The 15,078-nt window shown below is 44.0% G+C and carries 13 protein-coding genes and 1 pseudogene; 2 read left to right on the top strand and 12 right to left on the bottom strand.

From position 1 onward, the window contains the following. The 9 genes from dnaJ to gpr form a co-directional block, all read right to left on the bottom strand. Entirely contained in the window at window positions 1–1,128 is a 1,128-nt protein-coding gene (dnaJ, locus tag H7F27_RS08285) for a molecular chaperone DnaJ (RefSeq protein ID WP_024122101.1), read from the bottom strand. A gap of 196 nt (window positions 1,129–1,324) precedes the next feature. After that, complete coding sequence (gene dnaK / locus H7F27_RS08280; RefSeq protein ID WP_024122102.1) at window positions 1,325–3,160, bottom strand: molecular chaperone DnaK; 1,836 nt, start codon at window positions 3,158–3,160, stop codon at window positions 1,325–1,327. A 23-nt stretch (window positions 3,161–3,183) separates the two neighbouring features. Then, complete coding sequence (grpE, locus tag H7F27_RS08275) at window positions 3,184–3,747, bottom strand: nucleotide exchange factor GrpE (protein ID WP_185848811.1); 564 nt, start codon at window positions 3,745–3,747, stop codon at window positions 3,184–3,186. Between the two features lie 72 nt (window positions 3,748–3,819). Beyond that, complete coding sequence (gene hrcA, locus H7F27_RS08270) at window positions 3,820–4,851, bottom strand: heat-inducible transcriptional repressor HrcA (protein ID WP_095713313.1); 1,032 nt, start codon at window positions 4,849–4,851, stop codon at window positions 3,820–3,822. Between the two features lie 80 nt (window positions 4,852–4,931). Next, window positions 4,932–6,071, bottom strand: coding sequence for a radical SAM family heme chaperone HemW (gene hemW / locus H7F27_RS08265; RefSeq protein ID WP_185848810.1), 1,140 nt, complete (start codon window positions 6,069–6,071; stop codon window positions 4,932–4,934). Between the two features lie 55 nt (window positions 6,072–6,126). Then, window positions 6,127–7,962: a translation elongation factor 4 gene (gene lepA, locus H7F27_RS08260; RefSeq protein ID WP_044154493.1), complete on the bottom strand. Its 1,836-nt coding sequence runs from the start codon at window positions 7,960–7,962 to the stop codon at window positions 6,127–6,129. Between the two features lie 133 nt (window positions 7,963–8,095). Continuing rightward, on the bottom strand, window positions 8,096–8,434 hold the full coding sequence (locus tag H7F27_RS08255) for a YqxA family protein (protein WP_024122107.1): 339 nt from the start codon (window positions 8,432–8,434) through the stop codon (window positions 8,096–8,098). A gap of 16 nt (window positions 8,435–8,450) precedes the next feature. Next, window positions 8,451–9,656, bottom strand: coding sequence for a spore autolysin SpoIIP (spoIIP, locus tag H7F27_RS08250; protein ID WP_095713315.1), 1,206 nt, complete (start codon window positions 9,654–9,656; stop codon window positions 8,451–8,453). 62 nt (window positions 9,657–9,718) lie between these two features. After that, window positions 9,719–10,825, bottom strand: coding sequence for a GPR endopeptidase (gene gpr / locus H7F27_RS08245; protein ID WP_044154490.1), 1,107 nt, complete (start codon window positions 10,823–10,825; stop codon window positions 9,719–9,721). Window positions 10,826–11,028: 203 nt separating this feature from the next. Here gpr and rpsT point away from each other — a divergent pair, with 203 nt between their 5' ends. Next, window positions 11,029–11,295 (top strand): 30S ribosomal protein S20, encoded by a 267-nt coding sequence (rpsT, locus tag H7F27_RS08240; protein ID WP_010335003.1) that lies wholly within the window; start codon window positions 11,029–11,031, stop codon window positions 11,293–11,295. Window positions 11,296–11,309: 14 nt separating this feature from the next. On the opposite strand, the gene holA is transcribed toward rpsT, so the two are convergent. Both holA and H7F27_RS08230 read right to left on the bottom strand, forming a co-directional pair. Continuing rightward, window positions 11,310–12,353, bottom strand: a complete 1,044-nt coding sequence (gene holA, locus H7F27_RS08235; RefSeq protein WP_024122110.1) for a DNA polymerase III subunit delta — start codon at window positions 12,351–12,353, stop codon at window positions 11,310–11,312. Between the two features lie 39 nt (window positions 12,354–12,392). Further along, window positions 12,393–12,542 (bottom strand): hypothetical protein, encoded by a 150-nt coding sequence (locus tag H7F27_RS08230; RefSeq protein WP_003229985.1) that lies wholly within the window; start codon window positions 12,540–12,542, stop codon window positions 12,393–12,395. 41 nt (window positions 12,543–12,583) lie between these two features. On the opposite strand from H7F27_RS08230, the gene H7F27_RS08225 reads away from it, so the two are divergent. After that, entirely contained in the window at window positions 12,584–12,718 is a 135-nt protein-coding gene (locus H7F27_RS08225; RefSeq protein WP_010335005.1) for a YqzM family protein, read from the top strand. 38 nt (window positions 12,719–12,756) lie between these two features. On the opposite strand, the pseudogene H7F27_RS08220 reads toward H7F27_RS08225, so the two are convergent. After that, window positions 12,757–15,076: pseudogene (locus tag H7F27_RS08220) on the bottom strand (DNA internalization-related competence protein ComEC/Rec2). Window positions 15,077–15,078 lie beyond the last annotated feature (2 nt).

The following is a 15,078-nucleotide window of genomic DNA, read 5'->3' as shown; positions in this document are numbered from 1 at the left end:
TTAATCGCCTTTAAACGCGCGTTTTACCTTATCAAAGAAACTCATTTCCTGTTCATCAGGCAGGTTTCCGCTGACTTCGGCAAATTCGCGGATAATATCTTTTTGTTTATCTGTCAAGTTTGTCGGAGTGACAACGCGGACGACGATATGCTGGTCACCCTGTCCATAGCCTCTGACATTTTGAACGCCTTTGCCTCTTAATCTGAATTTTGTTCCTGTTTGTGTACCGGCAGGGATTTTCAATTTCACTTTCCCGTGAAGCGTCGGAACTTCCACTTCATCTCCAAGCGCGGCTTGAGCAAACGTTAACGGCATTTCACAGTAAATATCATCTCCGTCGCGCTCAAAGAATTCGTGGGCGCGCACGTGGAATACGACAAATAAATCCCCGGCAGGGCCGCCGTTTACGCCTGGTTCACCCTGTCCTGAGAGACGCAGCTGCTGCCCGTCATCTACACCGGCAGGAATTGTGACGTTGATTTTTTTGCGTTTTTTGATTTTTCCTTTGCCGCCGCAATCCGCACATTTGTTTTTAATGATTTTACCTGTACCTTCGCAGTGGTGGCAGACTCGTCTGTTGACAACTTTACCAAACGGCGTGTTTTGCTCCACATTTAGCTGACCGGAGCCTCCGCAGTGTGAGCACGTTTCCGGATTTGTACCAGGTTTCGCCCCTGAGCCTTTACATGTATCGCATGTTTCCTCACGCGGAATCTCGATGGTCGTTTCTTTTCCGAAAACGGCATCCTCAAATGACAAAGTCATCGTATATTGCAGATCCGCCCCTTGACGCGGTGCATTCGGATCTCTTCGTCTAGTGCCGCCGCCGAAAATACTTGAGAAAATATCATCGAAACCAAAACCGCCGAAGTCGCCGCCGCCAAAACCGCCGCCGCCGAAGCCTTGGTTAGGATCAGTATGGCCAAATTGGTCGTAATGAGACCGTTTTTGGTCATCAGACAGCGTTTCGTATGCTTCTTTGACTTCTTTAAACTTTTCATCTGATCCGGCTTCTTTGTTAATGTCAGGATGATATTTTTTTGACAGCTTTCGATAAGCCTTTTTTATTTCATCCTTTGAAGCGCTCTTACTTACACCCAGCACTTCATAGTAATCACGCTTACTCATCTACTTCACTCTCCCGAATTTCTCACATAAATTAGATTGTATCATTTTGAATTATGATTTTTCAATTCCTTTTATCCCGGGCAAGAAAAAAAGTCAAAGCCAAGAGATGCCTGACTTTGACTTTCTAACCATTGAATCAGATTATGAAATATGTTCTTTTCAGCCAGCCCAAAAGCGAGCTGACTCAGAAAGAAACTTATTTTTTGTTTTGGTCGTCGTTTACTTCTTCGTATTCAGCGTCGACAACGTTGTCATCAGCTTTGCCTTCAGCGTTTGCTCCGTCTTGAGCTTGCTGTGCTTTAGCAGCTTCTTCATAAAGCTTCATAGAAAGCTCTTGAACGATTGCTTGAAGCTCATCTTTTTTCGCTTTGATCTCTTCAAATTCGTTTTTCTCAATCGCTGCTTTTAAAGCGTCTTTGGCATCGTTGGCTTTTTTCACTTGTTCTTCGTCCACTTTGCCTTCAAGATCTTTTAATGTTTTCTCAGTTTGGAAAACAAGCTGATCTGCTTCGTTGCGGACTTCGATTTCTTCTTTTTTCTTCGCATCAGCGTCAGCATTTTCTTCCGCTTCTTTTACCATGCGTTCGATCTCATCATCAGAAAGACCTGAAGAAGATTTGATTGTGATGTTTTGTTCTTTTCCTGTGCCTAAGTCTTTTGCTCTTACATTTACGATACCGTTTTTGTCAATATCGAAAGAAACTTCGATTTGAGGCACGCCGCGCGGTGCTGGCGGGATATCAGTAAGCTGGAAGCGGCCGAGTGTTTTGTTGTCGGCAGACATTGGGCGCTCACCTTGAAGAACATGGATATCAACAGCTGTTTGGTTATCAGCAGCAGTTGAGAACACTTGTGATTTGCTTGTCGGAATTGTTGTGTTGCGGTCGATCAGTTTTGTGAACACGCCGCCCATTGTTTCAATACCGAGAGAAAGCGGTGTAACGTCAAGAAGAACAACGTCTTTTACGTCACCAGTGATAACGCCGCCCTGAATTGCAGCACCAAGCGCTACAACTTCATCCGGGTTTACGCCTTTATGCGCTTCTTTTCCAGTTTCTTTTTTGATTGCTTCTTGTACGGCAGGAATACGAGTTGATCCGCCGACAAGGATGACTTTGTCGATTTCGCTTGCAGAAAGTCCTGCATCTTGAAGCGCTTGACGGACAGGGCCCATTGTGCGCTCTACTAAATGAGAAGAAAGCTCTTCGAATTTAGCGCGAGTTAATGTAAGTTCAAGGTGAAGCGGTCCTGCTTCTCCAGCTGTGATAAACGGTAAAGAAATTTGCGTAGAAGATACGCCGGAAAGATCTTTTTTCGCTTTCTCAGCTGCGTCTTTCAAACGCTGAAGCGCCATTTTGTCTTTTGACAGATCAATGCCGTTTTCTTTTTTGAATTCAGACACAAGATGATCGATGATGACTTGGTCAAAATCGTCTCCGCCCAGACGGTTGTCACCGGCAGTTGAACGAACTTCGAATACACCGTCGCCAAGTTCAAGGATGGAAACGTCGAATGTACCGCCGCCAAGGTCGTATACCAGGATCGTTTGATCTTCATCTGTTTTATCAAGTCCGTATGCAAGCGCTGCTGCAGTCGGCTCGTTGATGATACGTTCTACTTCAAGACCTGCGATTTTACCAGCGTCTTTTGTCGCTTGACGCTCAGCATCGTTAAAGTATGCAGGAACTGTGATAACTGCTTTTGAAACTGTTTCGCCAAGATAGCTTTCAGCGTATGATTTAAGGTGTTGAAGGATGATAGCAGACACTTCTTGAGGAGTGTAATCTTTTCCTTCAATTTCAACTTTGTAATCTGTACCCATATGGCGTTTGACAGACATAATTGTGTTAGGGTTTGTGATAGATTGGCGTTTAGCCACTTCCCCTACTTGGCGTTCGCCGTTTTTGAATGCGACAACTGATGGAGTTGTGCGGTTTCCTTCAGCGTTAGCAATAACTTTAGGCTCGCCGCCTTCAAGCACTGCCACACATGAGTTTGTTGTACCTAAGTCGATTCCGATAACTTTACTCACTTGAATAACCTCCTGCTATGTAATTATTGATTCACTTTTACCATGGAAGGGCGAATGACGCGATCCTTCAGCTTGTAGCCTTTTTGCATTTCCTCAACGACAATGTTGGAGCCGTAGTTTTCATCTTCAGCCTGCATAACGGCTTGGTGAAGGTTCGGATCAAATTCCTGTCCTACAGCCTCGATTGCTTCTACGCCTTCTTTATTCAAGGCTTCTACGAGCTGGCGGTGGACCATTTCCATTCCTTGGAGCAAACTTTTCGTCTGTTCATTGTCGGCTTCAACCTGAAGCGCTCTTTCAAAGCTGTCAAGAGCCGGCAGCAATTCAGTAACGATGTTTTGAGAACGGTATTTCTGTGACGCTTCCATTTCTAAGCGGCTGCGTCGTTTATAGTTTTCAAAGTCTGCTTGAACACGCAAAAGTTTGTTTTCCTTTTCCTCAAGCAAACCTTGCAATTCGTTAATTTGATTTTGAAGAAGTTCGCTTTCGTTTGTTTCTTCCTGCTGTTCTTCAGCGGCAACTTGTTCTTCGATTACTTCTTGCTCTTCTGTTTCGTTTTGTTCCGCGGTTTGTTTTTCTTCTGACATTGTGTTCACCTCCCTCAAAAGTGTAAGGAGAAGGGCGGGTGATGCCCTTCGATAAAATTTGCCAAATTTCCCTTACTCATCATACAAACTTGTTAATGCTTTTGACAAGTCTGAAGTCACATGCTGAAGCAGACTGACGACCCGTGAATAATTCATACGGGTTGGTCCGATGATCGCAATTGAGCCTATTTGCTTCTTATCTACTGAATAAGAGGCTGTAATCAGGCTGCAGTTTTCCATCTCTTCATAGTCATTTTCTTTTCCGATTTTAATCGAAATGCCTGTATCTGAAGATTGGACGAGCTTCAAGACGTCCTGCTCCTTTTCGATTAGAGAAAGCAGCGACCGCACTCTGCCGATATCATGGAACTCGGGCTGGTTCAGCATATTGATTTTCCCGCCGAAAAACAATTTTTCAACGTGACTTGTCGAATGAAATGTTGAACGCAGCGCTTCAAGGATGTTGTCGTAGTTCTTAATGTGCTGCCTTAAGTACATGACAACTTCTTTAAAAATGCGTTCATTCAGTTCATCCATCGGAACACCGGTTAAACGGTCGTTCAATATATTTACCAGCTTTTCAATATCAGACAGATCCATTTTGGTTGGAAAATTAATCGTTTTATTTTCCACATGCCCCGTATTGGTTACGAGAATGGCTACCGCTTTATCGGGCTGAATCGGTATGATTTGAATCTGTTTAAGATAATTCTCGCTCAACTTCGGCCCGAGTACGATAGACGTATAATTCGTAAGATCGGACAAAATTTGTGCTGATTTTTGAACTGTCTTTTCCAGCTCGAATATTTTTTCTTTGAAGATCGAGTGGATTTGGTCTAGGTCGGTTTTTGTCAGTTTGACGGGCGACAGCAAATGATCAACATAATACCGGTACCCTTTTTCCGACGGAACACGTCCTGAGGAAGAGTGGGTTTTCTCAATAAAGCCCAGCTCCTCCAAGTCAGCCATCTCGTTTCTTATTGTTGCAGAGCTAAATGTGATTTCATCTTTTTTCGAAAGAGTTCTAGATCCGACCGGCTGCGCCGATTTAATAAAATCGTTGATTATGACCTGAAGGATCAGCAGCTGACGATTTGTTAACATCATCATCACCTCTGTTAGCACTCTCAACAAGCGAGTGCTAAATCTATAACAAAAGTATCAAACCACAAGAAAAATGTCAATTATAACTCACCCAAAAAAGCGCCAAAAACTTCATTACCCAATAATTTTCCCTGATGAGTCAAACAAACGGCAGACTCTGTGTTAAGAATCAGTCCCTTTTCAGAAAGCTCTTTTAAAACGCCGGGAAAAAGTTTATCAAGAGAACGACCGTATTTCTCTTCAAACCGTTTTTTGCTGACTCCGGATGTTTTTCTTAATCCTAAAAACATCTCTTCTTCAATTTGTTCTTCCATCGTCACTTCATGTGTATCCCGGTAAGGAAAACCTTTTTCAGCTATCAGGTCAATGTAATGCTTAACAGGTCCGACGTTTACTGTTCGAATTCCGCCGATATACCCGTGGGCTCCTGCTCCGAAACCGAAATATTCCTCATTGCTCCAGTACGTCAGATTGTGCTGAGATTCCATGCCTTGTTTTGCAAAATTGCTGATTTCATATTGATGAATACCGGCAGCTTCCATCCGGCTCATCACCGTTTCGTACATTTCGGCTTCCTGTTCCTGCGCCGGCAGATGAAGCCGCCCTTTTTGCATCAAATTATAAAATACCGTTTTCGGTTCTACAATGAGAGAGTAAACGGAATAATGCTCTGCATTCAGGGATAAAGCAGTTTTTAAAGAATGATCCAGATGTTTAAGCGTTTGTCCGGGAAGACCGAACATCAAATCGAGACTAATATTTTCAAAACCAATTTCCCTTGCACGTTCAAAAGAGGCAAATACGTCTTTTTGTTTATGCACCCGTCCGATTTTTTCTAGAAGGTCGTCTTCGAATGTTTGCACACCGAAGCTTAAACGATTAACGCCCGCTTCCTTGAGTATTTTCAGTTTTTCTGCCGATAGGTCGTCCGGGTTCGCCTCAACAGCGAATTCTTTTAAAGTGTCTGCAGGCTTCAGCACACGGCTGACCATGTCCATCAATTTTTTGAGCTGGTCCTCTGAGAGGGATGTCGGCGTGCCTCCTCCGATAAAAATCGTATCCAAATCAGGCTGCCCCGTTTTTTCTATCGTATTTATCATTTCCTTCTCGAGTGCGTTTAAATACTCGCCGACGGGCTGGCTTTGAATAAAATATTTATTGAAATCGCAGTAGTGGCAAATATGCTCACAAAATGGAATATGGATATAAGCTGATTTCAATGTATTCACCTTCTTTACAGAAAGAAGCCGCAGTACAGGACTGCGGCGGCTTCTATTATTTTTTCGGACTGTCGTCCATTTTCAGGACCGCCATAAATGCTTCTTGCGGCACTTCAACTGAGCCAACCTGCTTCATTCGGCGTTTTCCTTCTTTTTGTTTTTCAAGAAGCTTCCGTTTCCGCGAGATGTCTCCGCCGTAACATTTAGCCAATACGTTTTTACGCATCGCTTTAATGGTAGAGCGGGCCACGATTTTTTGGCCGATCGCCGCTTGAATCGGTACTTCAAAGTGCTGGCGCGGAATGAGCTCTTTCAGTTTTTCTACAATTACTTTTCCGCGTTCGTACGCGTAATCGCGATGCACGATAAATGAAAGGGCGTCGATTTTTTCTCCGTTCAGCATAATGTCCATCTTGACAAGTTTAGACGGTTTGTAGCCGATCAGTTCGTAATCAAAGGACGCGTAGCCTTTTGTGCTTGATTTCAGCTGATCAAAAAACTCATAGACGATTTCCGCTAATGGCATGTCATAGACAATGCTGACACGATTTGCGTCTAAATATTGCATGTCGATAAAATTGCCGCGTTTTCCTTGGCAAAGCTCCATCACCGCACCGACATAATCGTTCGGCACCATCATTGTCGCTTTTACATACGGCTCCTCGATTCTTTCGATCTTTTGTGGGTCAGGCATGTTGGACGGGTTGTCGACAACAACCTTTTCGCCGTCTGTCATATACACATCATAGATAACACTCGGTGCTGTTGTGATCAGGTCGATTTTAAACTCACGCTCAATCCGCTCCTGGATGATTTCCATGTGAAGCATACCTAAAAATCCGCAGCGGAAACCGAATCCGAGCGCTTGGGATGTCTCTGCTTCATATTGAAGCGATGAGTCATTCAGTTCAAGCTTTTCAAGAGCTTCCCTTAAATCGTTGTATTTGGCCGTATCGATCGGATACAAACCGCAATACACCATCGGGTTCAGCTTGCGATATCCAGGCAATGCTTCGGCAGCCTGATTGGCCGCGCTTGTGATCGTGTCACCGACGCGTGTGTCACCGACATTTTTGATCGCAGCAGTTAAAAAGCCTACATCGCCGACGGTCAGTTCATCTGTCGGAGTTGCTTTCGGCGTGAACACACCGACTTCTGTCACTTCAAACTCTTTGCCAGTTGCCATCATTTTGATTTTTTGCCCCGGCTTTACCGTTCCTTCAACGACTCTGATATAAGCCACGACACCGCGGTAAGCGTCATAAAGCGAGTCGAAGATCAGCGCTTTAAGCGGCGCCTCTGGATCTCCGGTCGGAGCAGGCACCTTTTCCACGATCTGCTCTAATATCTCCTCAATCCCGATCCCGGCTTTTGCTGAAGCGAGCACGGCTTCCGATGCGTCAAGGCCGATGACGTCCTCCACCTCTTGGCGAACACGTTCCGGCTCTGCGCTTGGCAGATCGATTTTATTAATAACCGGAAGAATTTCAAGGTCATTATCAAGCGCCAAGTAAACGTTCGCAAGCGTCTGCGCTTCAATTCCTTGCGCCGCATCCACAACAAGTATCGCTCCTTCGCAGGCAGCAAGGCTTCGGGATACTTCATATGTGAAATCGACGTGTCCCGGTGTGTCAATCAGGTGGAAAATATATTCCTCTCCGTCTTTCGCTTTGTATTTAAGCTGAACAGAGTTTAATTTAATGGTGATGCCCCGTTCGCGTTCAAGATCCATAGAATCAAGCAATTGTTCTTTCATTTCTCGTTGAGTGATTGCCGACGTTTTTTCTAAAATACGATCCGCTAAGGTCGATTTTCCGTGGTCAATATGGGCGATGATGGAGAAATTCCGAATTCTCGACTGCCTCTCTAAACGCTTTTCTTTATCTGTCACAATCTATCACTCCTACTATTAAACGCAAAATACACTAGCTTAGATTATATCAATAGGATTGTAAAGATTCAATGTAAAACAAGAAAGAGAAAAGTTCCCTCTCATACTGGGGCTGCTTTTCTCTTTCAAGCACTTATTTTCTCATATCCCGTATCCATTCATACATCGATTGGGCTGTGTTTGTCACTGTGTCAGAAAGCGTTTTTCCGGCTTTAGAGAAAACGTTAAAGGTTTCCACCTGTTCCAGCTCTTTTTGTTTTTCTTCTAAATCTTTCGAGGTTACTGTTTCCCCTAAAACGGTCGCTTCTTTTTCATTATTTTCTCCGTCTGTGAGCGTAAACGCGCCTTTCAGTGAAGGATCATGATAGCCTTTCATGCTCAGCATGCCGTTATTCGCCTGCTGCATGCCGAACAGGACGCCTATAAACATCATCGCCACAAGAAGCAAGCATTTGCCAAGATATGCAATCAACTCGACCACCTATTTCTTATTGTTTTTTCGTCTCGCCGCTTTCAGCGTTAACCTTTTCAGCATCCCAGTACATTTCGCTGAATACGTCAGCGGTTGCGTCAGCCGCCCGCTGCAGCTCTTCGAGATTGTTATCCACTCCGCCGAATTCAAGCAAAAGCGCTCTGTCGTTTAAGTCTTGGTTGTAAACTCCGTTATCGCCTGGTGAGCCTTTAGAAAAGACCCCTGTGCTGAGTCCCGGGTATTTTTTCTCCATCAGCTTGTGAAGCTCACTTGCAATTTTGTAGTTTTCTTCGAAATTCTTGCTTTTTTTGCCGACCACAAACGCCACCCGGGCATAGCTTTTCCCTTTAATGGTTGCCGTCGTATTTTTCTTGCGCCTGGAGTCTCTATGGATGTCAATGATATATTGCAGATTTTTATTTGACGCAAGGGCTTCCTGCACGACCGGCCTTGATTCATCATAGGATCTGGCATAATTCAACCCTTTTTTGCTCAGTTTTGCCTGTATATCCGTTTTATTAACTGTGGCTCCGATACCTTGAGATTGCAGCGCTTTTCCGAACATGTCTCCCACGAGGGTGACGTTTGCTTTAGAATGACGCGCCATATCGGGGTCGGTCTCACCTTTTAATAACGGGAGATAAGATTCTGTATTGTGCGTGTGATAGATAAAGACAACCTTCTTATCGCCGGTTGTTTGTTTTGGCGGGTCTTTTTTCGTATTGTCTGTTTGCGTCTGCTGTTTTTCAATCTCCGCCAAATTCGCTTCTCTTTCTTCCTGCATCACCTTTGAAGGCGGCGGGGATTCCGACGGCATGTTTGTATAATCGGTGCCTTGTCCCGCTAAAAGAATCTCTGTGTCAAATTGCGCAAACCCAGGCAGCTCGCGTCCAAGAAAACTTCGCGGATCTTCGAGATTAATACTTGTCGCCAACTTTAAAGAAAGACGTGATAGATGAAATGAGCTGTCGGTTTGAGAAAGGTCAGAAGCGAAATAATGGTTTTCCATCCGCAGCAAGTGTGCAAATACGTCACCCGGCAGTTCGTCGGCAATCCCGTAAAAAGAGTCAGACGAAGGCCTGAGTTCCGGCCGGAGAGACGTCAGCACACCAGATAAAACAAAAATCACTACTAGGCTTGCGATAAATAGAAAGATCGCCTTTATCGCTTTCCCGCCATTCACCGCAACAACAATTTGTCTGTTTCTGCGTTTATTTCTCATTGAATCCCTCCAGCGCTTGTCTAGTAATTACTCTATGAACAAGCTAGAGGAAGTAGAACCGTTTAGTGATTATAGGAGCCTTTGTTTTCTTGAGACACCTTTTCATGAAGCGCTGTATTTAATCCGTTTGCCAGCACATTTGCCATATCGTCAATAAATGAATCGACTTCCTTCGGCGTGACCATCAAATTATGGCCCAGAGGCGCCAGCACCTCATGAATGAGCTGCCGCTTTTCGTTTTCTTCAAGAGTCCCGACAATGCCGAGAAACGATTGACGCTGTTTTGGGTCGGGAAGATCCTCTTCAGTAAGCACTTTCTTTTTCCCAAACGTCATCCCCGCCGGAACAAGCGATCTCGACGGACTGTCATCTCTCATTTCTCTGCCAAAATGTTTTAATATGTAGTCAACCGTATCGCTGGCAATTGTTACCGCGTCAACGACTGTCGGTACACCGATTGCAATGACAGGTACGCCCAGGGTGTCCTTGCTCAAGTCTTTGCGTTTATTTCCAACGCCTGACCCCGGGTGAATTCCTGTATCTGATATTTGAATGGTTGTGTTGACCCTTTCTACCGCACGCGCCGCAAGTGCATCAATGGCAATCACAAAATCAGGTTTTGACTGTTCGATTACCCCTTTAATAATGTCGCTTGTTTCGATGCCTGTAATTCCCATGACACCAGGAGCAAATGCGCTGACAGGCCTGTAGCCCTCCTGCACATTTTCAGGCTGGAGTTTAAATAAATGTCTTGTCACCAATAGATTTTCTACAGCCATCGGACCGAGCGCATCAGGTGTCACGTTCCAGTTGCCGAGGCCGACAATTAAACAGCTCGCATCCTTTGAGATCTTAAGGCTTTCCAGAAAGGCTGAGAATTCTTCCGCAAATACAGCAGAGACTTTCTCTTGCATTTCCGAGTCATTTTCTCTGATCCCTTGGGCCTCAATTGTTAAATAACGTCCTTCTTTTTTTCCTGAAAGCTCAGCACCTTCCTTCGTGATATCAACAGTGCGGATTTTTATTCCGCCATGATCGCGTTCTTTTTCGATAAAACCTTTTATCTCTTTTGCAGGCACAGCCTGCTGATTAGCCATGGCTTCCTTCGTTTCAACCGCTAAATCCGTACGTACCAAATACTGATTTACATCCAGCTCACTCTTTTTCATACAGGGCCTCCTTCGATATTCAGTATCCATATTGTTTCCATTTATAAAATGAATCATGCTTAAAAGCATTCCTTCAATGAAAAATACTTTACATTTATATTGCAATCTAAAGGTGTGTTTGATAGAATACAATTTGTTCTATTGTGAAGAAGATTTAACCTTAAGACACTGTGCTACAGGTTGTATCTTAGGAGGTGAAACACATGCCAAACATTAAATCAGCGATTAAACGTACAAAAACTAATAACGAACGCCGCGCTCATAACGCGACAATCAAATCTGCTATGCGTACTGCAATCAAACAAGTTGAAGCTTCTGTTGCAAACAACGAAGCTGACAAAGCGAAAACTGCTCTTACTGAAGCAGCTAAACGTATTGATAAAGCAGTGAAAACAGGTCTTGTACACAAAAATGCCGCAGCTCGATACAAATCAAGACTAGCGAAAAAAGTGAACGGACTTTCTGCATAAAACAAAAACGATCCTCATAATTGAGGATCGTTTTTTTCATTTCTTTTTAACAGCTGCAAGAGAAAAAGCTCTAGTAAAAGCTGCTTGTCCTTTTTCCCGGTTTTCATCTCATAGTCCATAACGGCAAGCTGTTCAATAATAGACCGGAGCTCGGCTTCTGAAAAAAGCCTTGCTTGATCCATCGCCAGCTTTACCCGGAATGGATGCACCTTTAAATTAGAAGCAATCTGTTTTTGTCCGTACCCTTGTTCCGCGAAATATTTCGTCTGCAGGATCAGCCGGAACTGGTTCGATATAAGAGCCATAATTTTGATCGGTTCTTCATTTTGTTTGAGCAAGTCATAAAAAATTTGCAGACTCTCAGTTCGTTTCCGATTGACGATTTTATTAATCAGTTCAAAGATATTTTGTTCCAGGCTTCTCGCTACAAGCATTTTTACATCATCCAGCGTAATTTCTTCACGGTCTCCAATAAACGTGCAGAGTTTCTGAATCTCCTGAAAAAGGGATGACAGATGCCCGTTTACAAGCAAAACCAAATGCTCTGCCGCCTCGGTGCCGATCGTTTTCTGCTCGGTTCTCGCCAGATTGATCGTAAAGTCTGTCGTTTCCTTCGCGTTTAATTCCTTTGCCTCCATCATGAACGCCTGCTTTTTTAGCGCTTTGGTCAGTTTTTTCCGCTCATCCAGTTTTTCATAAGGCGCAAGCAGAACAAAGACCGTGTATGGTGCCGGTGATTGTATATACGATTCAAGCGCGCTGACGTTGTGCTCAACTTTTTCTTTCTTTTTCTCACCCGTTAAAAAATATGGATTTTTCACAATGACAAGGCGCCGCTCCCCCATAAACGGGAACGTTTCAGCGTCGGCAATCGCCTGATCAAGCGGGTCTTCCTCCAAATCAAAAACAGACAGGTTGAAATCTTTCGTCTCTTGATCAATCACCGTCTGTCTGATCCTGCTGACGGTTTCCTGGAGCAGATACGTCTCTTTTCCGTATAAACAATAAACCGGATGGACTTCTCCTTTTTTCAGGCTTTTCCACACATCAAATACCATTGTTGTACGACTTCCTCTCTTTCATCATCCCCTTCTATCCTAAATTGAGTTTGCAAAATAGTAAAGAGGAAGCCTGACAGCTGCTTCCCCATTTATATTAAACGCCTGTTCGCAAGCCCCCGGGACAGCTTGTAAAAAGGCGATAATCACCAGAACAGAAAACGTTACCTTAGCTTCTAGATTTTTCAAAACGATTCCATTATACTTAAGTCAGTCAGGGGGGGATGAAATTGAATGATTTTGAAAAAAACGTTCAAAGCAAACGAAATGATGCTGTAGATTCAGCGGTTGGTTTTGTTGTGTCCTTCGGATTTTTCGCCTTATTGTTTGTCATGGCAACGGTTATTCACCTGGTTGGTTCATAACACGACTGCCCGGGCTGCTGATTTCTCGGCAGTCTTTTTTAATTCGTCTCTGTCATATCTGATGTATCATATGGAGGATAAACAGAAAAGGTTCCAGATCCGCTTTTGTACGTGTATTGGATCGTGCCGCTTTGATCAGTGCGCAGCACACGAATGGATCGGCTCTTTAACAATTGAAGAACTTCTTGATGCGGATGATGGTACCTATTGTTTTCACCCGCTGAGATGACCGCCGTTTTGGGCTGAAGCTGTTTGATGAATTCTTCACCGGTCGAGCCCTTGCTTCCATGATGCCCCACCTTTAACACATCCGCTTTTATATTTGGGAACACATCGATAACCTCCTGTTCCCCCTCTTTTTCCAGATCACCCGTCAGGAGCCAGCTGAGCCTGCCTGTTTTCATCCATAGAACGAGAGAAGAATTATTTTTACTTGCCGGATCAGGCGTTTCCGGTGACAGCACATGAAACTGTAAGTCCTTTATTTGTAATACATCACCTCTCTTCACCTCTTCAATTTCCACACCCTCCTGTCTGGCAGTCCGCAGCACTTTCTCATCATGAGGTTCAGAAACAAACCCTTTCGGAATGATGAGACGCTTCACTTTATGATGCTTCAGCAAAACCTCTGCCTCTCCGATATGATCTTGATCTGCGTGCGTCAGTATCAGCGCATCAAGCTGCTTGATGCCCTTTGCCGTTAAAAAAGGGATCAGCACCTTTTCCCCCAGTGAAAAAGGATGCTGTTTTTCCCGCCAAGGCTCTGACGAATAAGACAAAGTGCCTCTAAACACGGCCTTTCTGATACGGTGCACTGACAAACATACTGTCACCTTGTCCGATATCAATCATATCTACTTCTCCCTCGGAACTAACATAAGGGAAAACAAAGAGCAGGATAAGTGTTGCACAAAAAAGGCCTGTGGACACTGTCAGCCGGAGAAATGAGGGTTTCTCAATACTCATAAGCAATATGATGACAGTGAGCGTGAATAAGAGAAGAAGAGCAGGTGCAGGGCGAGAGATGATGATTGTGAATATTTCTATATCAGCGATTTTAGTGATCAGTCTGTTGGTCCAGGTCATCATTACATCAAACCAATAGAACAGAAATTGACCGACGGACGCTGAAAAAAATAATAGAATAACTCCTATAATAGCAGCCGGTAAAATACAGAATGTATAAAAAGGCACCAACACCATATTCATTGGAATGCTAATGATAGAAAACTGCTGAAAATGATACAGAAGAATGGGTAGTGAGCCTAGCTGGGCAATAACAGATACAATCGTCAGCTGTCCCAGACTCGTTTTGATATGCTGAAAAATAGACGATGAGAGAATTAAAGAAAAACTGACCGCAAATGAAAGCTGAAATCCAGCTTCAAAAAGGTAGTAGGGATTAAAAAGCAAGAGGACAATATACGAAAGACAGATTACCCCGGCAGAATTCACCCGCTGCTGAAAAAGGCTTCCCGCTAAGCAGATGCCGGACATCAGAGCGGCTCGGAGAACAGAAGGCGCTGCACCTGTCAAAATAACATAGATCGGCAGAAACAAAAGCAATAGGATTGACGCATTTTCTCTTGTTATGCCCAGACGGATCATTGCGTAAAATAGGCCTGCTGTCAAAATCCCGATATGGAGTCCTGAGATGGCTAACAGATGGACAACACCTAGACTTTGGTAAGCATTAAGCACATCGTCATCTAAATAAGATCTTTCACCTACTGTAAGCGCCTGTACGATTCCTGCTGAATCTGGCGGAAGCTGCGTGTTCGTAAATGATACGATGTATTTTCTCAAACTGAGAAGCTTATATCGGACACCTGAAGGCTCGCTGCAATTTCCAATAGATGTGACAGAATAGCTCCAATGAATATGCTGCCGGTAAAGATACTGTTGATAATCAAATGTTCCCGGCACTGTTGCTTGTTTTGGCTTCTCCAAAGCACCAGTCAATTCGCATGGCATACCCGGCTCTAGATGTGACAGTTTGTCTTTTTCAGCTAAAGACTGGATCCGATAAGAGGCAGCCCATTTTTCGCCATCAGGCGTCTTGATCAGCATAGACATCCGATCCCCGTCAATTTTAGGAATACTGTGAATAACCGCCTTGAAGTGATAGCTGCCCTGCTGATACGAAGAAGTATTTTGAGAATCTGTGATCTTAAACAGGGCAAAATTGAGTACAAAAGAGAATAAACAAACAAAAATGAGTGGAGCGTTCCTTGTTTTGATTGACACAATAAGAAGAAAGAGGAAGAAGAGAAAGACAGCGGAGAAATAAGAGGCGGCAGCAATTCCAGCCGTTGCTGAAGCTGCCGCCAAAGGCAATAATAGACGCGAATTCCGCATCA

Source organism: Bacillus sp. PAMC26543, assembly GCF_014250375.1.
Lineage (GTDB): Bacteria > Bacillota > Bacilli > Bacillales > Bacillaceae > Bacillus > Bacillus halotolerans.
Note: the sequence above shows the minus strand (reverse complement) of the source record. Positions and strands in the feature narration are given on the sequence as shown.